This is a genomic window from Rhodospira trueperi (assembly GCF_900101965.1).
Taxonomy (GTDB): Bacteria; Pseudomonadota; Alphaproteobacteria; order Rhodospirillales; family Rhodospirillaceae; genus Rhodospira; species Rhodospira trueperi.
In genome coordinates this window covers 194,176-215,132 of record NZ_FNAP01000004.1, presented here as the reverse complement: position 1 = coordinate 215,132, position 20,957 = coordinate 194,176, and the positions used below count along the sequence as shown (strand labels likewise).

At 69.4% G+C, this 20,957-nt stretch carries 19 protein-coding genes and 1 pseudogene; 7 read left to right on the top strand and 13 right to left on the bottom strand.

The features are described from left to right. Window positions 1-50: 50 nt before the first annotated feature. Complete coding sequence (locus BLS85_RS07490) at window positions 51-635, bottom strand: nitroreductase family protein (protein WP_176793478.1); 585 nt, start codon at window positions 633-635, stop codon at window positions 51-53. 198 nt (window positions 636-833) lie between these two features. Between BLS85_RS07490 and BLS85_RS07485 the strand changes: the two genes are divergently transcribed. Both BLS85_RS07485 and BLS85_RS07480 read left to right on the top strand, forming a co-directional pair. Then, window positions 834-1,367: a disulfide bond formation protein B gene (locus BLS85_RS07485; protein WP_092784603.1), complete on the top strand. Its 534-nt coding sequence runs from the start codon at window positions 834-836 to the stop codon at window positions 1,365-1,367. Further along, a complete protein-coding gene (locus BLS85_RS07480; protein ID WP_092784601.1) occupies window positions 1,364-1,933 on the top strand; it encodes a demethoxyubiquinone hydroxylase family protein in 570 nt (189 codons plus the stop codon). The genes BLS85_RS07485 and BLS85_RS07480 overlap by 4 nt, the downstream gene beginning before the upstream one ends. 36 nt (window positions 1,934-1,969) lie before the next feature. Here BLS85_RS07480 and BLS85_RS07475 read toward each other — a convergent pair whose 3' ends face one another. From BLS85_RS07475 to BLS85_RS19775, 8 genes and pseudogenes are all read right to left on the bottom strand, one after another. After that, window positions 1,970-3,037 carry a ChaN family lipoprotein gene (locus BLS85_RS07475; protein ID WP_143027125.1) on the bottom strand — a complete coding sequence of 356 codons (1,068 nt, stop codon included), beginning with the start codon at window positions 3,035-3,037 and terminating at the stop codon, window positions 1,970-1,972. A 125-nt stretch (window positions 3,038-3,162) separates the two neighbouring features. Beyond that, window positions 3,163-3,480: a hypothetical protein gene (locus BLS85_RS07470; protein WP_143027124.1), complete on the bottom strand. Its 318-nt coding sequence runs from the start codon at window positions 3,478-3,480 to the stop codon at window positions 3,163-3,165. A 487-nt stretch (window positions 3,481-3,967) separates the two neighbouring features. Beyond that, on the bottom strand, window positions 3,968-5,116 hold the full coding sequence (locus BLS85_RS07465) for a sodium ion-translocating decarboxylase subunit beta (protein WP_092784592.1): 1,149 nt from the start codon (window positions 5,114-5,116) through the stop codon (window positions 3,968-3,970). A 55-nt stretch (window positions 5,117-5,171) separates the two neighbouring features. Then, window positions 5,172-5,555, bottom strand: coding sequence for a biotin/lipoyl-containing protein (locus BLS85_RS07460; protein WP_092784589.1), 384 nt, complete (start codon window positions 5,553-5,555; stop codon window positions 5,172-5,174). A gap of 20 nt (window positions 5,556-5,575) precedes the next feature. Next, window positions 5,576-5,965, bottom strand: a complete 390-nt coding sequence (locus tag BLS85_RS07455; RefSeq protein ID WP_092784587.1) for an OadG family transporter subunit — start codon at window positions 5,963-5,965, stop codon at window positions 5,576-5,578. Between the two features lie 102 nt (window positions 5,966-6,067). Next, entirely contained in the window at window positions 6,068-7,621 is a 1,554-nt protein-coding gene (locus tag BLS85_RS07450; RefSeq protein ID WP_092784584.1) for an acyl-CoA carboxylase subunit beta, read from the bottom strand. 203 nt (window positions 7,622-7,824) lie between these two features. Then, window positions 7,825-8,781 (bottom strand): DUF3426 domain-containing protein, encoded by a 957-nt coding sequence (locus BLS85_RS19065; protein ID WP_342729287.1) that lies wholly within the window; start codon window positions 8,779-8,781, stop codon window positions 7,825-7,827. 12 nt (window positions 8,782-8,793) lie between these two features. Then, window positions 8,794-8,892, bottom strand: a pseudogene (locus BLS85_RS19775) (zinc-ribbon domain-containing protein); the annotation flags it as partial. Between the two features lie 121 nt (window positions 8,893-9,013). Here BLS85_RS19775 and ftsE point away from each other — a divergent pair. From ftsE to BLS85_RS07420, 5 genes are all read left to right on the top strand, one after another. Then, complete coding sequence (gene ftsE, locus BLS85_RS07440) at window positions 9,014-9,784, top strand: cell division ATP-binding protein FtsE (protein ID WP_092784581.1); 771 nt, start codon at window positions 9,014-9,016, stop codon at window positions 9,782-9,784. Window positions 9,785-9,797: 13 nt separating this feature from the next. Then, window positions 9,798-10,691: a cell division protein FtsX gene (locus tag BLS85_RS07435; RefSeq protein WP_092784578.1), complete on the top strand. Its 894-nt coding sequence runs from the start codon at window positions 9,798-9,800 to the stop codon at window positions 10,689-10,691. A 23-nt stretch (window positions 10,692-10,714) separates the two neighbouring features. After that, window positions 10,715-11,365 (top strand): YdcF family protein, encoded by a 651-nt coding sequence (locus BLS85_RS07430; RefSeq protein ID WP_245699132.1) that lies wholly within the window; start codon window positions 10,715-10,717, stop codon window positions 11,363-11,365. Next, window positions 11,362-12,087 carry a lysophospholipid acyltransferase family protein gene (locus BLS85_RS07425; RefSeq protein ID WP_092784575.1) on the top strand — a complete coding sequence of 242 codons (726 nt, stop codon included), beginning with the start codon at window positions 11,362-11,364 and terminating at the stop codon, window positions 12,085-12,087. The genes BLS85_RS07430 and BLS85_RS07425 overlap by 4 nt, the downstream gene beginning before the upstream one ends. A 274-nt stretch (window positions 12,088-12,361) precedes the next feature. After that, window positions 12,362-14,731 carry an adenosylcobalamin-dependent ribonucleoside-diphosphate reductase gene (locus tag BLS85_RS07420; protein ID WP_092784793.1) on the top strand — a complete coding sequence of 790 codons (2,370 nt, stop codon included), beginning with the start codon at window positions 12,362-12,364 and terminating at the stop codon, window positions 14,729-14,731. A gap of 367 nt (window positions 14,732-15,098) precedes the next feature. Here BLS85_RS07420 and BLS85_RS07415 read toward each other — a convergent pair whose 3' ends face one another. The 4 genes from BLS85_RS07415 to folP form a co-directional block, all read right to left on the bottom strand. Next, window positions 15,099-18,581: an AAA family ATPase gene (locus BLS85_RS07415; RefSeq protein WP_092784572.1), complete on the bottom strand. Its 3,483-nt coding sequence runs from the start codon at window positions 18,579-18,581 to the stop codon at window positions 15,099-15,101. Window positions 18,582-18,602: 21 nt separating this feature from the next. After that, the gene (locus BLS85_RS07410; RefSeq protein WP_092784569.1) at window positions 18,603-19,292 is read right to left on the bottom strand and encodes a thioredoxin domain-containing protein; all 690 of its coding nucleotides are present in this window, start codon (window positions 19,290-19,292) and stop codon (window positions 18,603-18,605) included. 130 nt (window positions 19,293-19,422) lie between these two features. Beyond that, window positions 19,423-19,707: a hypothetical protein gene (locus tag BLS85_RS07405; RefSeq protein ID WP_092784566.1), complete on the bottom strand. Its 285-nt coding sequence runs from the start codon at window positions 19,705-19,707 to the stop codon at window positions 19,423-19,425. Between the two features lie 32 nt (window positions 19,708-19,739). Beyond that, window positions 19,740-20,954, bottom strand: a complete 1,215-nt coding sequence (gene folP, locus BLS85_RS07400; RefSeq protein WP_092784563.1) for a dihydropteroate synthase — start codon at window positions 20,952-20,954, stop codon at window positions 19,740-19,742. Window positions 20,955-20,957: the final 3 nt, after the last annotated feature.

Below are 20,957 nucleotides of genomic sequence, written 5' to 3'. Positions count from 1 at the left end.
CCTTGCCATGGAAAACATCAGGGATTTTGAGGCCGAGCCGGATCGAATCGTTATCCGTCCGCGCCTGTCCATTCCGTCACGAAGCCGTCCGGATCCGGGCGCGTCTTGGGCCGCGCGCCGGCCTCCGGACCGCGTGTGCCGACGTGAACGAACCCGACGATATGGTCGGCGGGCTCCAAGCCCAGCGCCGCCTTGACACGGTCGCTGTAGGCCGGCTTGCCGGTCACCCACACCGCGCCGTACCCCATGTCGTGAAAGCACGCCTGGATGACGTAGGCACACAAGCCGGCGCTGACCACCTGCTCGACCTCCGGCACCTTGGGATGAACGCGCGGCGAGGCCGCGACCACCAGGAGAAGCGGCGCGCGCACCGGTCCTTCGCGGCGCTTGGCGATCTCCTCTTCTGGCGCGTCGGGGTTTTGGGACAGCAGGTCGGCGACGAACACCTCGCTCAGGCGGCGCTGGCCGGGTTCGCGCAACACAAGGAACCGCCACGGCCGGATGGCACCGTGCTCCGGCACCGCCACGGCGGCGCGCAGCACCTCGGCCAACTCGTCGTCGGTGGGACCAGGGTCGGTCAGATGCTTGGCCGACGTGGATTCGCGGCGTTGCAGGCGTTCGACAAGCGTGGTCATGGGGAATGGGTCCAGATAGCAGGAGACGGATCGGTGGAGACCGGGCGGGCCGGCCCGCCCGGCTGCCGTTGATATAGGAATGAAATCGCCCCGTGTCGCCCTTGCGCAGCCTTGGGAGAAAGGCGCATATCCTGCCCAGGTCCCCATCGACCGGGGACGATGACCGCCCCGATCCCGGGCATCGAAGCAGAGTCCGATATGACCTCCTCCCTTGTCGTCGGCGCCCCGCGCGCGCTCCGACCCGTTCCATTCCTTTTGCTGACCGCCGGCCTGGGCTTGGTGCTCGGCGCCCTGTTCATCGAGCATGTCATGGGCATCGCGCCGTGCATCCTGTGCGTCTATCAGCGCATTCCGCCAGCGCTGGTGGCCGTTCTGGCCGGAGTGGCCGCAGTCCCCCGCATGCCCGGGCGCTGGGCGCGCCGGCTGACGGCCCTGATCGGTCTGGTGTTCCTGGCCAGCGCGGGCCTAGCCGGCTATCACGTCGGTGTCGAGCAGCACTGGTGGGCGGGAACGGCCCAGTGCGGCGGCGAGACCGCGCCACCGGTCGACCTCTCCACCAATCTGGCGGATCTGCGCCAAGCCCTGGAAGCACCGGAGATCGTCCCGTGCGATGCCATTCCGTGGTCGCTGCTTGGAATCTCGCTGGCTGGATACAACATGATGATTTCCATGTTGCTGGCGGGTCTAGCCCTGTGGGGCGTCCGCCGGCCCGACCGCTGGAGAGAACGATGACCGATTCCGAAACCGCCGCGCCGCCCCCCCGCCGCCTGCCCGGCGATCGCACCCCGCGCGCCGAGCTCGAACGCATGATCCGGGTCGATCAGGCCGGCGAGTACGGCGCCGTGCGCATCTACGAAGGCCAGATGGCCGTGCTCGGCAATCGCACCGCCAACGCGGCAGTGCTGCGGCACATGCGCGACCAGGAGCAGGTTCACCTCGACACCTTCAACGACCTGATTCGCCAGCGCCGGGTGCGCCCCACCGCGATGGCTCCGGTCTGGCACGTTCTGGGGTTCGCCCTTGGGGCCGGCACTGCCCTGATGGGGGAGAAGGCGGCGATGGCCTGCACGGTGGCGGTCGAGGAGGCCATCGACGGCCACTACAAGACACAGGCCGATGCGCTGGGCGACGATGAAAGCGGCCTGCGCGAGACGGTGCTGCGCTTCCGCGACGAGGAACTGGAGCATCGCGACATCGGCCTGCGCAACGGCGCCGAGCAGGCGCCCGCCTATCCCCTGCTGTCGTCGGTCATCAAGGGCGGCTCGCGCCTCGCGATCTGGGTGTCGGAGCGGGTGTAGCGCCGTTTCGGCCGTGTATCGTGGACGCGGCCGCCCTTACTCGTTCCCGCCCGCCCCATGACGGTCGCGCATACGCTCAAGCTGCGCGCGGAACTTCTCGCACGGGTCGATATCCTCCAGCGCCGGCGTGAACACGATCAGGTCGTACGGGGGGCGTCCGTCCTCCGCGGCGATCTCGCGCAGGTCGTCCGGTTCCGGCGCGGCGGGCAGGTCCTCGGACACCTCCAGCACCCCCACGGATATCACGGTGGCGTCGGGCGCCAGGTGCCCGAGCACCCAGGGCACGCCACGATCCGCCCGCGCGTGGCCGTTGCCGGCGATCAACACCGCGCCGTCCGTCCCGGGCAGCGCCGCTCCGGCGAGCAGGGCGCGGGCCATCTCGCCGTCGCGCAGGCGCTGGGCCGCGATCATGCCGGGCACGGCCTCCTCGGGCAGCATGTCGCAGTGGCCGCGCAGAATCTCCGCGCCGAGCGCGTCGCGCTGGGCATCCGGGAACGGCACGTCAAGCGCGCGCGGGGCCAACCCCTCGGGCCCGACCACGGCCTCCCAGCCCTCCGTCGCGGCGCGGCGCACCTCGTCCGCCAGCAGGTTGCCGGTCCGCATCGGCAGACCGGCATCGAGCGCGACCGCCGCGATGGGCTGATACATCGTCCAGTCCGGCCACCCCGTCCGGTCCCAGCCGACCGCCAAGCCGAGATCCGACGCGGCGACCGCCGACTGATCCAGAAAGGCGGCCAACAGGTCGGCCTGCCCGCTGTCGAGCATCTCCCACACCACGGCGGGACGGCGCCCGGCGGCCACCATGCGCGCCAGCAGCCATGCCTGGGCTTGGTGGTGATCGGGATTGTCGTGCTTCTCGCCCAGCATGACATAGTCGGCGACCGCCAGACGGGCGTCGATGGCCGCGCCGTCGAGTTCGGCGCCGGTGCGGGCGTCAAGGATGCGCCCGACCAGCGGATGGTCGGCGCGAATGGTGGTGGTCCAGGGCTCGGACCAGGGCGGATCAGCCAGGGCGGAGGCGGCGGACATGGCCAGAAACAGGGCAGAGAACAGCAGGACAGCCACGGCGCGCGGCGTCGGGCAACGGGAGAACGCGAACATCATGGACACCACCGGCGGGTTCTGGAAGGGCGGACCAACGTTCTCCTAATATAACAACGGCGGATGAGCCTGTCTCATCCGCCGTTTTCGACATGTCGGATTCGATGCGCCGGGACCACCGGCCCGGATCAGGAGACCCGCGCCGCCAGCAGCCGGTCCCGCGTCTGCCGGACCACGCCGGCCACATCGTCCGGCGACAGGCCGTCGCGGGTCATGACCAGCCCCACGATGGGATCGGCCAGCACACTGGCCAGGTCCGGCTCGTGGTCGTTTTCCCAGACGTGGGCGCCTCCAATCAGAGCCGCCTGCCGCGAAGAGGTCGCGACCCCGCGCGCGTCGGAGCGGTTACGGTGCCCCATCGCACGGAACGCGCCCGCGCGCCAAGAATGGGTGGTCCGGCGTGTGGCCGATGGCTGTGTCTTTGCCTTGGTCTGTGTCTGGCTCATGGACAATGGCCTCCCCTGGGTCCCTGTTGCGGCCTCTGATCGGTCGGATGGGTGGGGACCGTTCGAATATGTGACTCATATGGTCTGATTTAACAGGAGTCAATTTGTTTTGTTGCGGACTGGGAACTTTGTCACGAAATTTACAATACCCCTGTGGCGTCAACCGGGGCGGACTCGATAGCGCACCCGCGCTGCAGCGCAGCAAGGCGTTCGCCAAGCGCGGCTCCGCCCCACACGCCAGCCGGATTTTTCCGCTCACGCAATGACATCGCTCCACCCTCACCGAATCCCGGACGATACCGCAGCGCAAAAACCTACTACCCAGGTGGGACGTAGGGCGCATCCGGCGGTGTCGCAAGGCATGACGGTATTTTTGACACGGGGGACGGCGCCGGGCGCACCCCAACAAAAACGCCCGCGACGCGCGGTCAGCGCGGCGTGGGCGTTTCCGTGTCGAGTCGGCAGCAGCTCGCACAAGGCGCGAGGGTCAGTGTCCGGTGGGGGTGCCACCGAAAACGGCGATGAAATAACCGGCCGCCACGGCGGTGCCGATCACCCCGGCGACGTTCGGCCCCATGGCGTGCATGAGCAGGAAATTGCCGGGATCGGCGCGCTGGCCCTCCACCTGCGAGACGCGCGCCGCCATGGGCACGGCCGACACCCCGGCCGACCCGATCAGCGGGTTGATCTTGTTTTCCTTGATGAACAGGTTCATGCCCTTGGCCATCAGCACGCCAGCGGCGGTGGCGATGCCGAAGGCGACCACGCCCAGGGCCAGGATCTTGAGGGTTTCGCCCTGAAGGAACCGCTCCCCGGTCATGGTGATGCCGACACTGGTCCCCAGGAAGATGGTCACGGCGTTGATGATCTCGTTCTGCGCGGCCTTGCTCAGGCGTTCCACGACGCCGCTTTCGCGCATGAAATTGCCCAGCATCAGCATGCCGATCAGGGCCGAGGCCGCCGGGACCAGCAGGATCACCGCCACGGTCACGATCAGGGCGAAGATCAGCTTCTCCAGCCGCGAGACCTTGCGCAGCGAGCGCATGCGGATGGCCCGCTCCTTCTTGGTGGTCAGGGCGCGCATGACCGGCGGCTGCAACAACGGCACCAGAGCCATGTAGCTGTAGGCCGCCACGGCGATCGGCGCCAGCAGATCCGGCGCCAGCTTGTTGGCCAGGAAGATCGAGGTGGGCCCATCGGCGCCGCCGATGATGCCGATGGCCCCCGCTTCCTGCGCGGTGAAGCCGATGGCCGTGGCGCCCAGGAAGGTGGCGAAGACACCGAACTGCGCGGCCGCACCCAGCAGCAGCGTTCGCGGGGCGGCGATCAAGGGACCGAAGTCCGTCAGCGCGCCCACCCCCATGAAGATCAGCGGCGGGAAGATCTCCAGGTGAACGCCCTGCTGAATGTAATAGAACAGCCCGCCCGGATGATCGCCGACAGGTTCGTTGACGATGCCCTCGGTGGGCAGGTTGGCCAGCAGGGCGCCGAAAGCAATCGGCACCAGCAGAAGCGGCTCGAATTTCTTGTAGACCGCCAGGTACAACAGCACCAGCACAACGACCCACATGACGGCCATCCGCCAGGTGACCCCGGAGATGGCGGTCAACTCGAACAGATGTTGGACGGTTTCCATGAACGGCGCTCCCCAGTGACGGTCCGGATGTCTTGTGCTCTCCGTCGAAGAAGCGCTAGCTCAGGGACAACAGGACCTGCCCCTCGGCGACGGTGGCGCCGGCCTGCACGGCCACGCTGGCCACGGTGCCGCCCTGGGGCGCCTGGATCGGTGTGTTCATCTTCATGGCTTCCAACATCACCACCTGCTGGCCCGCCGCCACGGTATCGCCCACCTTGACGTCGACGGAGACGACGGTCCCGGCCATCGGGCTGACGATGTCACCGGCGCCGGCGGCGACCGGAGCCGTCGCGGCCGGCGCTGGCGCGGGAGCGGCAGCCGCAGGAGCGGCGGGACGCGCCGCCGGAGGAGCGGCCGGCGCCGCGCCGCCCTCTTCGTCCAAGGTTTCCACGGTCACGTCGTAGACCGTGCCCTCCACGGTGATGCGCAGTTTCCTCATGGGATGGTTCCCTTGCCAGCTCAGGTGTTCGCCCCGGTGTGGGCGGAAATGGTGCGACCCCAGTCACCCTGACGGAGGTTCTTGTTGAACGTCTGCAAACGCGCTTGATTGCCCCAGTCGGTGGCGGCCAGCGGGGGCGCGCTCACCCTGACAATGCGGTGCGGACGGTCCAGCACGGCCGCGGCCGCCGCCGCGATCGCCGCCAGGTGATGGGGCGGAACGCCGGTCGCCGGCTCGCGGCCGGGGGCCGGAGCCGGCGGGGGCTCGGCGTCCTTGGCCTTCGAGGCCTGCTGGCGGGCTTCGACGGCGCGGAAGACCATGCCCACGACCGCGCAGGCCGTCCACAGCAGAATCAGCACCGCCATTACGACGGCGATACCGATCAAGAGGATATCCAGTCCCTTGAACACGCGCGTCTCCCCGTTGCTATCGTTTGGCTCCCGGCCGCAGTCCCGCTGACACCGGAGCCGGGAATGTCCTATGCGTCCCGGGTCTACTGGCCCGCTGCGGCGTTAGAGCGGAATGTTGCCGTGTTTCTTGGGCGGCCGGGTCTCGCGTTTGCTGAGCAGGGTGCGCAGCGCCAGCGAGACACGTCCCCGGGTCTCCGACGGCATGATGACATCATGCACGAACAGCTTGCCGGCCGAGATGTACGGCGAGGCGAAGTGGGCCCGGTACTCGTCGGCCAGCTCACGCGACCGCGCGACCCTGTCGTCGGCCTTCTCCAGATCGCCCCGGTAGAGGATGTTGACCGCGCCCTCGGCGCCCATGACGGCGATCTCTGCCGCCGGCCACGCCAGCACGATGTCGGCGCCCATGTCGCGGCTGCACATGGCCAGGAAGGCACCGCCGTAGGCCTTGCGCATGATGATGGTGATCTTGGGCACCGTGGTGGCGCCGTAGGCGAACAGCATCTTGGCGCCGTGGCGGATGATGCCGCCGCGCTCCTGCCGCACGCCGGGCAGGAAGCCGGGCACGTCCACCAGGTTGACGATGGGAATGCCGAAGGCGTTGCAGAAGCGGATGAACCGCGCCCCCTTGTCGGAGGCGTCGATATCCAGGCAGCCGGCCAGTTCCTTCGGCTGGTTGGCGATGAAGCCGACCACGATGCCGTCGATGCGCCCGAACCCGACCACCATGTTCTTGGCGAAGTCGCGCTGGACCTCCAGGAAGGTGCCGGGGTCCACCAGACGGTTGATGACGTCCTTGACGTCGAACGGCACCTTACCGGATTCGGGCAGGATGTCCTCTATCCCGGGATCCGGCGTGAGATCGACCTCTGGGGCGATCTGGTGGGGCGGCTCGCTCATGTTGTTGGAGGGCAGGTAGGACAGCAGGCGGCGCACGATGTCCACGGCGTCCTGCTCGCTGTCGGCGACGAAGTGGATGTTGCCGGAGACGCTGGCGTGAACGTCGGCGCTGCCGATCTCGTCCTTGCTGGTGGCCTGCCCGGTGACGCCGCGAATCACCTCCGGCCCGCAGATGAACATCTCCGAGCCGCCCCGGATCATGATGATGAAGTCCATCAGCGCCGGGGAGTAGGCGGCACCACCGGCGCAGGGACCGGCGATGACGGCGATCTGTGGCACCACGCCCGAAAGGCGGACGTTGCGGTTGAACACCTGACCGTAGCCGGACAGGGCGATCACGCCCTCCTGGATGCGCGCCCCCCCGGAATCATTGAAGCCGACCACCGGCACACCGCTCAGTTCGGCGTGATCCATGACCAGGGAGAGCTTCTCGGCGTGTTTCGAACCCAGCGAACCGCCGGCGACCGTGAAATCCTGGCTGAAGGCGGCCACCGGGCGATTGTCGATGAACCCAACGCCGGTGACCACGGCGTCGCCCGGCAGGTCCTTGCCCTCCATGCCGAACTGGCGGCTCTCATGCTGAGCATGCAGGCCGAATTCCTGGAACGTGCCGGCGGTGAACAGAGCATCCAGGCGTTCACGCGCCGACCACAGCCCCTTGTTATGGCGGGCGTCGATCTTTTTCTGACCGCCCCCCAGGGTCGCGGCGGCGCGGCGGCGTTCCAGTTCCTCGACGGCCTGCTTGGAAATCGGCATGTGGCTTCCCCTGATTCGATCCGCCCGCGATGATGCAGCGGACGGTCCCCCTGAGCTTGACCTCGGACGGGCGGTCGGTTGGCGGCGCGGCGAGTATACGCGAGGGTACGGGGGGGGCGTCCACCGCGAACACGCCCCCTGCTTATCCCGAGCGGGACCGACGATCAACAACCCAGCCCAGGCGCCGTCCCTTCCAGGGACGGTTACTGGGGTGGCGCCATGATCGGTTCGGCGGGCCGGTCGGAAAACGTCACCTCGATGGCCACGGCCTCTGGCAGCCGATTGCGCATGGTGATTCGGAACGGGATCGTCGTGCCCGGTTCAAGCGTGTCAGTGGGCGGCGGCGCGACCGTTCTCTGAACCATTTCCCCCTCACTGTTGTTCAGTGTCAGATTGATCCCTGGCACCGGCCGCACCCTGTCGCTGACATTGGCGACGATCCCACGCACCACCAGGATTTCCTCGTCGTCAACGAGTTCACGGGTCGGCACCACGTTCTCCAGTTGCAGACCAAGGCCCGGTCGGTTCAGCGACACGCCCAGCGCGTTGTACACGCCCTCCGACTCCGGCACCCAACCGACGATGCTGTCGCGCAGGAAGTACAGCGCTCCCAGAAGACCCAACACAACCACGACGGCGCCAAGCGTCCAGGAGGCCCAGGGCGGCGCCAGACGGCCCCCAGAGCGTCCACCAGAGCGTCCACCCCGGGAGCGGCCCTTTCGTGACCCGCCGCCAAGACCGGCGGTCAGGTCGTCGTCATCACCGTCGAACACGTCATCATCATCACCGACATGCCCCGCCCGACCGCTGCGCTCGCGTTCCTGGTCCTCTAGCCGGGCCAGAATATCGTCGAAATCCGGACCGTCATCGTCGTTGGTGTGCGGCTGATCGCGGTCCGAGCCCGGTTCGCGTGTCAGGGGAACATCGTCCAGCATGGTGCGGCCGCGCCCGGCCGGCGGTTCATCGGGGAATGATCGCGGACTCTCCGCCACCGGATCGGGGGGCAGATCATCGGCCGCGCCGTCGCCGACGGGGTCGGCCGGCGCGGGCGCGGAAGGCGTCTCCAGGTGCGCGGCAAGCGGCCCATGGTCGCCGCGCTGCTCGGCGACTGACGAGGCTTCCGGCCGCGTCGCACTGCCCTCGGCACCATCGGACGGCATCTGGTGCCAGCGATGGCCGCAGCGCGCACATTTCAGCGTTCGTCCCGCCGGGCCGAGCGCCTGATCGGGAACAGTGAATCGTGTCGTACAGTTGGGGCAGGTTATTTTCATGCGGCAATCGGTTTGCGGCGAAAGCTGTGATCGTTATAGAACCTGTAGGGACTGGGCACAAGCGATGGGCGGGGCACGGCGGCGGGAACTTGCGGATCACACCGGACACGGACCAAGGGCCATGAGCCATGACACCGGGACGCGGGAACGCCGCGACGATCCCGAAGGCCAGTCGGTCGTACGGTTCGACCATGTCGGACTGCGCTATGACCTGGGGCCCGAGGTCTTCCGCGACATCGGGTTTACCCTGCCGCGCGGGTCCTTCCATTTTCTGACCGGCGGATCAGGCGCCGGCAAGTCGTCGGTGCTGGGATTATGTTATTTGGCGCTGCGCCCCACGCGGGGTGGCATCAGCCTGTTCGGGCACGACGTCACACGCCTGCCGCGCCGCCTGTTGCCACGCCTGCGCCGTCGCATGGGGGTGGTATTCCAGGACTTCCGCCTGATCGACCACCTCTCGGCCATGGACAACGTGGCCCTGCCGCTGCGGGTCTCCGGCGCGCCTGAGGCGGATATCCGGCGCCATGTGCCGGAACTGCTGGCCTGGGTCGGACTTGCCGACCATCTGAACGCCAAGCCGCCCACCCTCTCCGGCGGGCAAAAACAACGCGTGGCCATCGCCCGGGCCGTCATCAATCGTCCCGACCTGTTGCTGGCCGACGAGCCCACGGGCAATGTGGACGACCGTATCGGCATGCGGCTGCTGCACCTGTTCGAGGAACTGAACAAGATGGGCACGACGGTCCTGATCGCCACGCACAACGAACAGCTCGTGCAGCGCTTCCCCTATGGACGTCTGCACCTGGACGCGGGCCGGCTGACATGGCACGGGGTCGGCGACCCTCCCCCCGACCGGGCGACCGCGGTGCCGCCCCGGCCCCGGCAATCCTGAGGGACGCCCCGCCATGCACAGCGATCTGCCCCTGGCCCGCGACAAGACCGCCATGCTGGTTCCCGTTCTGGTGGGGGTCATGGTGTTCCTGGCCGTGCTGGCGGCGGCGGGCGCGCTGGCGCTCGGCAATATTCTTGAGGACTGGCGGCGCGATGTCTCCGGCAGTCTGACCGCGCAGGTGCCGCCGGTTCCCGGACTCGGCGAGGCCTCCCGGGTGGCGACCGACGAGCGGGTGGCACAAGCGGCCGCGGTTCTGCGCGCGCAGCCCGGCGTGGCCTCCGTCCGGGTGCTGGCCGAGGCCGAATTGATGGCCTTGGTAGAACCCTGGATCGGCACGGGCGAACTGGTGCGTGACCTCCCCATGCCCCGCCTGCTGGACATCACGCTCAAGCCCGGCGCCGCCGCCCGCGCCAACCCGGGACAGTTGGCCCAAGCCTTGCGTGAGGCCGTGCCGGGCGCGACCGTGGACGAGCACCGGCTGTGGCTGGGCCGGCTGATGGACCTGGGGGAGGCCCTGGGGGCCCTGGGGCTGGCCGTGGTCCTCGTGGTCAGCGGCGCCACGGCGGTGGCGGTGACGCACGCTACCCGGGCCGCGCTTGCGACCTATCGCCCAGTGATCGAAGTGCTCCACATGATCGGCGCGCAGGACGAGTACATCGCGCGGCAGTTCGCCCGGTCCGCCCTGCTTCAGGGGTTGAAAGGGGGGATGGGCGGTTTCATGCTGGCCTTGCCGACCCTGGCCGGGGTCGGCCTGCTGGCGGATCGCGTCGAGGCCGGTCTGGTGCCCAGCGTCAGCCTGTCGGCTCTCGATTGGGCTGTGCTGTTGCTTCTGCCCCTGGGCGCGGCCGGGCTGGCGATGCTGACCGCGCGCCTGACGGTGCTGCGAACCCTTGCCTGCATGCCGTGATCTGAGTCTGGACAGAGTGACCCGTGGTGCGCTCCCTGCTTTCCTCCCTGGTCGTCCGGGCCACCCTCCTGGGGGTGTTGGCACTGATGGTGCTCGCCTGGGTGGCTGGTCTGGTCTGGTTTGCCGGCGCCATTCCGGCGCCGCGCGATGCCGACGAGGACCGGCCCGTCGATGCCATCGTGGTGCTGACCGGCGGGAGCGAACGGATCCGCGCGGGTCTTTCCTTGCTGGAGGCCGGGCTCGGAGAGGCCCTGTTCATTAGCGGCGTTCCGGAACAGGTGGCGGAGGATGACCTGTGGCAGGCGTTCGGGGTCGCGCCGTCGGCGGGGATGGCCGACCGCGTGGTGCTCGGCCATGCCGCCGCCGATACCCTGGGCAACGCGGAGGAAACGGCCGCCTGGGTTCGGAAGAAAGGGTATCAAAGCCTGCGCCTGGTGACGGCGGCGTACCACATGCGCCGTGCCCTGCTGGAATTCCGTTCGATGATGCCGGGCATGACCCTGATCCCTCACCCTGTCTTTCCGCCGCACGTCAAGCAGGACGAGTGGTGGCGTTTTCCCGGCACAACCCTGCTGCTGGCCCGGGAGTACACCAAGTACCTGGTGGCCTGGGCACGACTCAGCGTCCGAGGCCCGGCGCCGGCATCCGCTCTGCCCGCAAAGGAGTCCCCATGACGGTCGTTCGCTCGGCGCTGTTCCTGATCCTGTACGTGGTCTCGACCCTGCTGTTGGGGCTTCTGTACCTGCCCCTGCTGCTGGCGCCCCGTTCGGTGGTTGTGGCCGCCACCAAAATCTGGCTGGCCGGGCTGCGCGGCTTGGCCCGCCTTGTCGTCGGCGTGTCCTGGCGCATCGAGGGCCTGGAGAACCTGCCCGCCGGCCCCGTCATCGTCGCCGCGAAACACCAGAGCGCGTTCGATACGTTTTTGTTCCACGCCCTTCTGGACGATCCGGTCTATGTGCTGAAACGCGAACTGTTCCGGATTCCGCTGGTGGGCTGGTACATGCGCGCCTCCGGGATGATCGGCATCGACAGGAGTGCCGGCGCCAAGGCTCTGAGGAGCATGCTCGACGCCTGCGGCGAGGCCCTCGCCGAAGGCCGCCAGATCGTCATCTTCCCCGAAGGCACCCGCGTGGCGGTCGGTGAGAGCCGTCCCTACCATCCCGGGATCGCGGCCCTTGCGGCCCGCTTTCCCGACGTGCCGGTCCTGCCGGTCACCCTGAATTCCGGCCTGCTGTGGGGCCGAAAGGCTTTTCTGAAACACCCCGGCACGGTGACGCTGAAGGTTCTGCCCGCCATGGAGCCGGGCCTCGCCAAACGGGCGTTTCTCGACACGCTGCAAACCCGGATCGAGGAGGCCGGCGCCGCCTTGCCACACCCGGGGTCGCCGCCGCTGTGACGGCGTCTGTGGATAACATTGTGGATCGGTTTTTTTCGGGCCTTGACACAGGGACCGACCCCATCCGCGCCAGATGATTCGGAGCGGAACACAAAGCGAACATCGCTTGACCACCTGAGCCCTGCGGCGTAATCAGGTCGACACCTTTTCCGGATCGGCGGATTCGGCGTTGAGTTCATATGAACGACGGAATCGTTCGTTCCACAGGGAGGTCGCGTCCGTGTCCGAGAGCGCCCCGGCGCCAATCGCGCCCATCGCCCATCAAATCTGGGATATGAAATATCGGTTCAAGACGCCGACCGGGGAGCCTGTGGACAAGTCCGTCGAGGACACCTGGACCCGGGTCGCGCGAACCCTGGCCGCTGTCGAACCAGAGCCGGAACACTGGTTCGACCGGTTTTCCGAGGCCCTTGACGGCTTCCGGGTTCTACCGGCCGGACGCATCCTTGCCGGGGCCGGAACCGACCGCAAGGTAACCCTGTTCAACTGCTTCGTCATGGGCACCGTACCGGACGACATGGGCGGCATCTTCGCCCATTTGCGGGAGGCTGCCCTGACGCTGCAGCAGGGCGGTGGCATCGGCTACGACTTCTCGACGATCCGGCCGAAGGGCGCGCCCGTGCATGGCGTCGGAGCCGACGCCTCCGGACCAGTCTCCTTCATGGACGTCTGGGACGCCATGTGCCGCACCATCATGAGCGCCGGATCACGGCGCGGCGCGATGATGGCCACGTTGCGCTGCGATCATCCCGACATTGAGCATTTTATCGACGCCAAGCGCGAGCCGGGACGGCTGCGCATGTTCAATCTGTCGGTGCTGGTGACGGACGCCTTCATGGCAGCGGTGGACTCGGACGCGGCGTGGGACCTTGTTTTCGAGGGCTCCGTCTTTCGCACGGTGCGCGCCCGGGACCTGTGGGGCCGCATCATGCGCGCCACCTATGACCACGCCGAGCCGGGCGTGATCTTCATCGACCGGGTGAATCGCGAAAACAATCTATGGTATTGCGAAGCAATTAATAGCTGCAATCCCTGCGGAGAGCAACCACTTCCCCCGTATGGCACCTGCCTGCTCGGGTCGATCAATCTGGCGCGGCTGGTGAGCGACCCCTTCACCGACGCGGCCCGCCTGGACATCGAGACGCTGGAAGACCTGACCGCCACGGCCGTGCGCCTGCTCGACAACGTCATTGAAGTCTCGCGCTACCCTCTCCCCGAACAGGAGCACGAGGCCCGATCCAAACGCCGCATCGGCCTGGGCATCACCGGGCTGGCGGACGCCCTGATCCTGTGCGGTGCCCGCTATGGCTCCGACGCGGCGGTGGCGCTGACGGATCGGTGGTTGGCCGTGCTGCGCCGCGCGGCCTACCGCGCCTCCATCGATCTGGCGCGCGAGAAGGGGCCGTTCCCCCTGTTCGACCGCGACAAATACCTTCAGGGCGAGACCATCCGCGCGTTGGACGAGGACTTGCGCGCCGGCATCGCCAAACACGGCATCCGCAACGCCCTCATCACGTCGGTGGCCCCCACGGGCACCATCTCGCTGTTCGCCGACAATGTCTCGTCCGGGCTGGAGCCGGTGTTCAGCTTCAGCTACACCCGCGCCGTGCTGCAACCGGACGGCACCCGGCGTGAGGAAACCGTTTCCGACTACGCCATCCGGCTGTATCGGGCCATCAAGGGGCCCGACGCGCCCCTGACCGACGCCTTCGTGGATGCCCAGACGCTGGCGCCGCGCGACCATCTGGTGATGCAGGCCGTGGTGCAGAAGTATGTCGACAGCGCGGTCTCCAAGACCATCAACGTGCCGGAGGACCTGCCGTTCCCGGCCTTCAAGGATGTCTATCGGCAGGCGTGGGAGATGGGGTGCAAGGGCTGCACCACCTACCGACCCAACCCCGTGACCGGCGCGGTGCTGTCGGTGGCGACCGATGGTGACGCCCCGGAGGCCCCGGCGGACGAAGGCACGCCCGCGCCCGAACAGAGCCCGCAGGCCCTGGCCGACTCCGGCGCCGACCTCGCCACCGTGTCGGCGGACGAGAGCGGCGGCGCCTTTGAAACCACCGACCCGGCGGCGCGCGGCGACGGTCGCGTGGTCCACCTAACGCGCCCCCTGGACCGACCCCAGGTGCTGCCCGGACGAACGTACAAGGTGCGCTGGCCGGAAAGCGACCACGCCATCTACATCACCGTCAACGACGTGGCCGGACCCGAGGGCCGGCGGCGGCCGTTCGAGGTGTTCATCAACTCCAAGAACATGGAGCATTACGCCTGGACCGTGGCCCTGACCCGCATGATCTCGGCGGTGTTCCGGCGCGGCGGCGACGTGCGCTTCGTGGTCGAGGAACTGAAGGCCGTGTTCGACCCGCGCGGCGGCCAGTGGATGGAGGGCCGCTACGTGCCCTCGCTGCTGGCGGCCATCGGCGGGGTGATCGAACGGCACATGATCGAAACTGGGTTCCTCTCCGCCGGGGAAGAGGCCGCGCCGGAGGCCGTCCCGGAAGCCGCCACCGAGGGTGGCGCACCGACGCCCGGACGACGCCCGGCCGGCATGCGGTTCTGCCCCAAATGCGGCCAGCCCACCCTGATGCGTCAGGAGGGATGCGACACCTGTGCCAGTTGCGGCTACTCCCGCTGCGGGTAGGGACGGCGCCCATCCCTCGCGGTGGAAGGCAAGTTTAGGGCGGCTGGCCGCAGGACAGCCACCGCGCGGATTGTGATACAGCGGCCCTTGTATCCGTTCCGGTTCGGTGTGCACCGGTCGTCTCCTCCCCCCTTCGGGGGGAGGCCGGGAGGGGGGCGCGTTGGTTTTCGCACCGATGTCGCTTGCGGCGTCAACCCCAAGCATTGTCCATATCAACCCCACCCCAGCCCTCCCCTATCCAGGGGAGGGAATCCGGGCGGCACCGACCGGCTGAAACGAACGCCCCGGTACCGACAGGAACGAAATGCCGGGAATCCGCATGACACGGCGGGTGTCCTGGGGCCACCCGCCCTACGGCAGCACGGCGCTACCCGTCCCGCTCCCGCAACCGTTCGGCCTCGCGCAGGTCCACCGACAGCAGGGTGGAGATTCCGCGTTCCATCATGGTGACGCCGAACAGGCGGTCCATGCGGGCCATGCTCATGCGGTGGTGTGTAACCATCAGGAAGCGCGTGGCGGTGGTGGCCCCCAGGTCTTCCAGCAGATGGCACAGGCGGTCCACATTGGCGTCGTCGAGTGGCGCGTCCACCTCGTCGAGCACGCAGATCGGCGCGGGGTTGGTCAGGAACACCGCGAACAGCAGGGCCAGCGCGGTCAGCGCCTGCTCGCCGCCGGACAGCAGCGAGAGGATTTGCAGCTTCTTGCCGGGCGGGCTGGCCATGATCTCCAGGCCGGCCTCCAGCGGGTCGGCGCTGTCGATCATCTCCAGGTGCGCCTGACCGCCGCCGAACAGGCGGGCAAACAGGTCGCGGAAGTGCCCATTGACGGTGGTGAAGGAGTCGACCAGCCGTTGCCGGCCCTCGCGGTTGATCTCTGAAATGCCCTGACGCAGGCGGGCGATGGCCCCGGTCAGGTCCTCGCGCTCATGGCGCAGGCCGGCCACCTTTTCATCGAGGTCGGCCAACTCCGCCTCGGCGCGCAAGTTGACCGGCCCCATCCCGTCGCGCTGGCGGGCCAGTTTGGAAAGCGCCGCCTCCGCCTCCTCCAGCGACGGCAGGGCATCGTCCGTCGGCAGCCCGGCCGCCTCGGGCAGTCCGTCCGGCGGCACATCAAGGCGTTCGGCGATAGCCCCGGCCACCTCACGGCACGCGGCCTGCCCCTGCTCGACGGCGGCGTCGCGGCGCACCCGCTCCTCGCGGGCGGCGGCGAGGGCGCGGCCGGCCTCGGCGCGGGCCTGGGCCGCTTCGCGCGCCCTTGTCTCCGCCGCCGCGAGGGCATCGGAGTCGGCGGCGCGGCGGGCCTCGGCGGCCTCGGTCGCCTCCCGCAGTGCCGCCCGTTCGGTGGCCAGACGCGCCGGCGCCGCGTCCAGCTCGGCCAGGGCGGCGGACAGATCGGCCTGACGCTTGTCGAGGTCCACGAGTTGAGCGCGCGCCTGTTCGAGACGCTCGGTCCAGGAGCGCCGGTCGACCTCCATCGCCTTGACCCGGCGGTCGCGGTCGCCGATCTCACGCAGCAGCCGATCGTGATCGGCCCGGGCCTCGACGAGCGTCGTGCGTTTCTCGGTCAGAGCCGCCCGCAGGCGGTCCAGATCCGCCCGCGCCGCATCTCCGGTCCCCAGATCGGCGCGCTCGGCCCGGGCCGCCTCGGCCTGGGCGGCGGCCTCGGAGCCGTCGGCCTCGACCTGGGCCAGAGTGGCCCGCAGTGAGGCCAGGGCGGCGTCCGCCTCGGCGGCCTTGCGGCGCAAGCCCTCCTGCTCGCTGCGTGCCGTGGCCAGCGCCCGGTCGGCGGCCTTGACCGCGTCGCGGGCAACGCGTTCGGCCTCCTCGGTACGGGTCAGCGCGTCACGCGCCGCCTGCACGGCGGATTCGGCGTCGGTCACGCGGGCCTCGACGCCCGACAGCGCCTCGCGCAAGTCCGCGAGCCGATTGCGGGTGCGCAGCCGCGCCGCCGCCCGGTCCCCCGCCGCCGCGCCCGCGCCCGCGCGCACCGTCAGCCCATCCCAGCGCCACAGGTCGCCCTCCGCGCTGACCAAGCGTTGGCCCAGCCGCAGATCGTGGCGGAGCGAATCGCCGGTGTCGCGGTCACGGACCACACCCACCTGCAACAACCGCCGGGCCAGGGCGGTCGGCGCCTGGACGTGATCGGCCAAGGGCTCCACGCCGGCCGGCAACGGCGCCAAGTCGGGCAACGGCGGCAGATCGACCCAGTGCGCGGGCGTCGCCGCGTCCAGCGAGGCCGTCAGGTCATCGCCCAGGGCCGCACCCAGGGCGGTCTCAAACCCCGACGCCACCGACAACGATTCCAGCACCGGCGGGCCGGCGGTGCTCTCCGGTGCCTCGCGGGCCAGCATCCCCTCAAGGGCCTCGACCTCGGCGCGCAGGCTGGCGCGTTCGGCCGCGACGCCCTGAAGCGCCTCGCGCGCATCGTCGAAGCCGCCGCGAGCCTCACCCCGCGCCGCCTCGGCCCGCTCGCGCGCGGTGATGGCCTCGGCCTGCCCCTGTTCAGCGGCCGCCACGGCGGCGCCGGCGGCCTCCAGGGCACCATCCTCCAGCGCCCGGGCGCGCGCGGCCTCCAAATCCCGCACCAGATCGTCCTTGCGCCGGGCCAGCCGTTCGGCCCGCTGAGTCGCCTCGGCCACACGCCGGTCCAACGCGGCGCGGCGCGCCTCGGCGTCGGCCAGGGCCTGGGTCGCCCGGGTGGCCTGCCCATCCAGATCGTTGACCTCGGTGTTGACCGCCTGAAGCCGCCGCTGGCTGACCTCGCGCGCCTCGGCCTCGCCCTCGGAGGCCGCCGTCAGCGACTCCGCCTCCTCGGCCAGACGCGACAGCGCCGCCTCGGCATCGGCGGCGCGGGTCTGCTCGCGGCCGGTGTCGCGGCCGGTCTGCTCCAGGCGGGCACGGTGGTCCTCTCGCGCGCTGGCAATGCGGGCATCCTCGGCGTCCAGTCGCTCGCGCTCCACTGACAGGCGTTGCACGGCGGCGGCCGCTTCCGCCGCACGGTCACGCAGGGGAGCCAACGCCTCGGCGGCCTCGTCGTGGATTCGCTCGGCGGTGGTGGCGCGGGCGGTCAGCTCGCCCACGATCCGCTCACTCTCCCGCGCGGCCGTCCGGGCGGCGTCCAGCCCCCGGATCGCCGTCAGCCAGCGCAGCCGCAGCACCACGGCCTCGGCGTGGCGGATGCCCTCGGAGACCTCCCTGTACTGCGCGGCCTGCCGCGCCTGCTTGCGCAGATTGCGGGCCTGCCCGTCGAGCGCCCCCAGAACGTCGTCCAGGCGTTCCAGGTTGGCTTCGGCCCCCTTCAGGCGGGTTTCGGCCTCGTGCCGGCGGGCGTGCAGGCCGCCGATGCCGGCGGCCTCCTCCAGCAGGGCGCGGCGCTGGGCCGGACGGGCGGCGATGATCGCCCCGACCCGCCCCTGAGACACCATGGCCGTCGAGCGCGCCCCGGTGGCGGCGTCGGCGAACAGAAGCTGCACGTCGCGCGCCCGTGCCTCCTTGCCGTTAACGCGATACACGGACCCGGAACCACGCTCGATGCGGCGGGTGATCTCCAACTCACGGAACTGGCGGAAGACGGCGGCGGACCCGTCCGCGTTGTCGAGATCGATGGTCACCTCGGCGATGTTGCGGGCCGGCCGCTGCCCGGTGCCGCCGAAGATGACGTCGTCCATCTCGCCGCCGCGCATCTGCTTGGCGGAGGTTTCGCCCATGACCCAGCGCAGCGCCTCGACCAGATTCGACTTGCCGCAGCCGTTGGGGCCGACCACGCCGGTCAGGCCCGGTTCGATCACCAGATCGGTCGGATCAACGAACGACTTGAAGCCGGTCAGGCGCAGGCGGGTGAACGCGACCATGTCGAAGCGGGCGGGACCGGCCTATTCGCCAGCCTGTTCCAGGGCGGCGTCGATGACGGCCGACATCTCCTCCGCGTCGTGCGCACCCCGCAGGATTTCGCCATTGATGACGAACGTGGGCGTGCCGCTGATGTCGTAACGCGCATCGGCGAGCGAACGACCGTCCAGGATGGACTGATACAGGTCCTCGTTGGTCAGGCAGGCGTCGACGTCCTCGGGCGCCATGCCGCCAAGGCGAGCGATCCCGGCGATGGATTCGGCGGGGGTTCGCGTCATCCAGGCCTGCTGGTCGGCGTAGAAAATCTCCGACAGTTTCCGTCCAACCTCGGGCGGCGCGCAGTGGGTCACGAGCGAGACCGCGCCGGCCACATTGTCGAGCGGAAAATCGACCAGAACCAGTCTCGCCTTGCCGGTGTCGATGTAGCGCTCCTTCAGCACCGGAAACGTGTCCTGGTGGAAGTGCCCGCAGTGACCGCAGGTGTACGAGGAGAACTCCAGGATTTCGACCGGCGCGTCGGCGTCGCCCCAGGTGTGGGGCTCATACGGCAGGGCCTCGACGATGGGACCATCGGCCTTCGCCGGCTCCGGCTCCGTGGCATCGCTGCTGGCGGGCATGACCACGGCATAGAGCGCCCCGACGCCGGCCAGGGTCAGAATGGTAATGGCGACAATGGCCAGCGGCAGGCGACGGCGGGACGGGGTCTGGGACATCGCGGAGGAACTCCATCCTGGGACAATGAACAGGGACCGGGTGCAGGTTTCCGGTCCATTGTGTCTGTATAGGGGCGCCGGACGGCCCGGCACAAGCGGGGGGAGGGCCCGAAGGAGCCGCCGTGATCGGTCAGCGCCCGTATCCGCAGTCGCACGCCGCACCCTTGGCGTGCCAGGCGCCGCAGTTGGGACAGCGCACCAAGTCCTCGGCCGGCGGCGGCGCGGTGCCGTGACCGCGCTCGTCCATGCGCTTGCGCACGGCGTCTTCCGCCGCCTTTTCGACCCGCTCGCGCAGACTCGGCCGGTCACCGGGCGTACGCCCGCCGACGGCGCGGCTGTAATACTTAAAGGCGCCCCAGACCACGACCACCACGACGGCCGTGAACAGCACCTTGCCAAGGCTGAGTCCGAACATGCGTCGGTTATCCCCCTCGCGACCGTCGCGGGTCAAGAGCCGCCGTCGCGAATCCCCATGGCCACCGTCACCGCCTGCACCGTCTCCGGGACATCGTGGACGCGCAGGATCTGCACGCCCTGCTCGACGGCGGACAGCGCGGCCGCCAGCGATCCCCCAAGGCGCGCCTTGGGATGGTCGGTCGGCCGCCCCTCGGCATCGACCGCACCGGCCGCCCGGGCGATGAAGCTCTTGCGCGAGGCGCCCAGGGCCACCGCGCAGCCCAGGCCGTGGAACAGGCCGATGTGGTGCAGCAGGTCGAGGTTGTGGTCCAGCATCTTGCCGAAGCCGATGCCCGGATCGACACACAACCGCCCGGGCGGAATCCCGGCCGACTGGCACAGCGCGACGCGCCGCGCCAGCCACGCATACACGTCGGCCGGCGCCCGATCATAGGTCGGATCAACCTGCATGGAACGGGGCTCGCCCCGAATGTGCATGAGGATGACCGACGCCCGCGCGCGCGCCACCGTGGCCAGCGCCTCCGGATCATGGGTCAGGGCGGTGACATCATTGACGATGGTGGCGCCGTGATCAAGCGCGGCCTCCATGACCCGCGCGTGCCGGGTGTCGATGGAAACCACCGCCCCCCGGGCGGCCAGGGCCTTGACCACCGGCAGAACGCGGCGCCGCTCCTCTTCCGGATCCACGGGTTCGGCGCCGGGGCGGGTGCTTTCCCCGCCCACATCGATCAGGTCCGCCCCCGCCTCCAACATGGCCAGGCCGCGGGCGATGGCATCGCGGGCGGCGAAATGGTCGCCCCCGTCACTAAAGGAATCCGGTGTGCAGTTGACGATACCCATGACGCGGGGCCGGTCGAGCGTCAGCCCCGCGAAGGGCGCGCGAACACTGCACAGGCGGGCCAGAACCGCGCCCATGATCGCCACCATGGCGGGGCCATGGTCCTCGGCCCAGGCGGTCAGGCTCCCCAGATCGGCGGTATGGACGTGCCATGGCGGGGTCTCGGCGTCCGGCCGCAGGAACACAGTCACGGAGGAAAACGCGGTCCCACTGCCGGCCAGCGGCCGGGCGCGGCCCGCCGCCACGGCCTGCCGGGCGGCCACGCCGCGCAGCAGACCCGTCGGGCACAACAGCAACCCCTTGAGAGGGTGCGGCGCCGCACCGCCCCGGAACAGTCCCCGGGGAAGCGCGGCGCCGGTCGAGGGCGCGGACGACGCGTCAATGGACGTGATCCCGTCCCGCTGCATACC

Bases quoted from the DNA above. Each gene is read 5' to 3' on its own strand.
- BLS85_RS07465 (WP_092784592.1), bottom strand. From the start codon at position 5,116: ATGGAAACCGTCCAACATCTGTTCGAGTTGACCGCCATCTCCGGGGTC.
- BLS85_RS19065 (WP_342729287.1), bottom strand. From the start codon at position 8,781: ATGCCGTCCGATGGTGCCGAGGGCAGTGCGACGCGGCCGGAAGCCTCG.
- BLS85_RS07425 (WP_092784575.1), top strand. From the start codon at position 11,362: ATGACGGTCGTTCGCTCGGCGCTGTTCCTGATCCTGTACGTGGTCTCG.
- BLS85_RS07480 (WP_092784601.1), top strand. From the start codon at position 1,364: ATGACCGATTCCGAAACCGCCGCGCCGCCCCCCCGCCGCCTGCCCGGC.
- BLS85_RS07470 (WP_143027124.1), bottom strand. From the start codon at position 3,480: ATGAGCCAGACACAGACCAAGGCAAAGACACAGCCATCGGCCACACGC.
- BLS85_RS07460 (WP_092784589.1), bottom strand. From the start codon at position 5,555: ATGAGGAAACTGCGCATCACCGTGGAGGGCACGGTCTACGACGTGACC.
- BLS85_RS07410 (WP_092784569.1), bottom strand. From the start codon at position 19,292: ATGTCCCAGACCCCGTCCCGCCGTCGCCTGCCGCTGGCCATTGTCGCC.
- BLS85_RS07415 (WP_092784572.1), bottom strand. From the start codon at position 18,581: ATGGTCGCGTTCACCCGCCTGCGCCTGACCGGCTTCAAGTCGTTCGTT.
- BLS85_RS07405 (WP_092784566.1), bottom strand. From the start codon at position 19,707: ATGTTCGGACTCAGCCTTGGCAAGGTGCTGTTCACGGCCGTCGTGGTG.
- BLS85_RS07435 (WP_092784578.1), top strand. From the start codon at position 9,798: ATGCACAGCGATCTGCCCCTGGCCCGCGACAAGACCGCCATGCTGGTT.
- BLS85_RS07420 (WP_092784793.1), top strand. From the start codon at position 12,362: ATGAAATATCGGTTCAAGACGCCGACCGGGGAGCCTGTGGACAAGTCC.
- BLS85_RS07485 (WP_092784603.1), top strand. From the start codon at position 834: ATGACCTCCTCCCTTGTCGTCGGCGCCCCGCGCGCGCTCCGACCCGTT.
- ftsE (WP_092784581.1), top strand. From the start codon at position 9,014: ATGAGCCATGACACCGGGACGCGGGAACGCCGCGACGATCCCGAAGGC.
- BLS85_RS07475 (WP_143027125.1), bottom strand. From the start codon at position 3,037: ATGATGTTCGCGTTCTCCCGTTGCCCGACGCCGCGCGCCGTGGCTGTC.
- BLS85_RS07490 (WP_176793478.1), bottom strand. From the start codon at position 635: ATGACCACGCTTGTCGAACGCCTGCAACGCCGCGAATCCACGTCGGCC.
- BLS85_RS07450 (WP_092784584.1), bottom strand. From the start codon at position 7,621: ATGCCGATTTCCAAGCAGGCCGTCGAGGAACTGGAACGCCGCCGCGCC.
- folP (WP_092784563.1), bottom strand. From the start codon at position 20,954: ATGCAGCGGGACGGGATCACGTCCATTGACGCGTCGTCCGCGCCCTCG.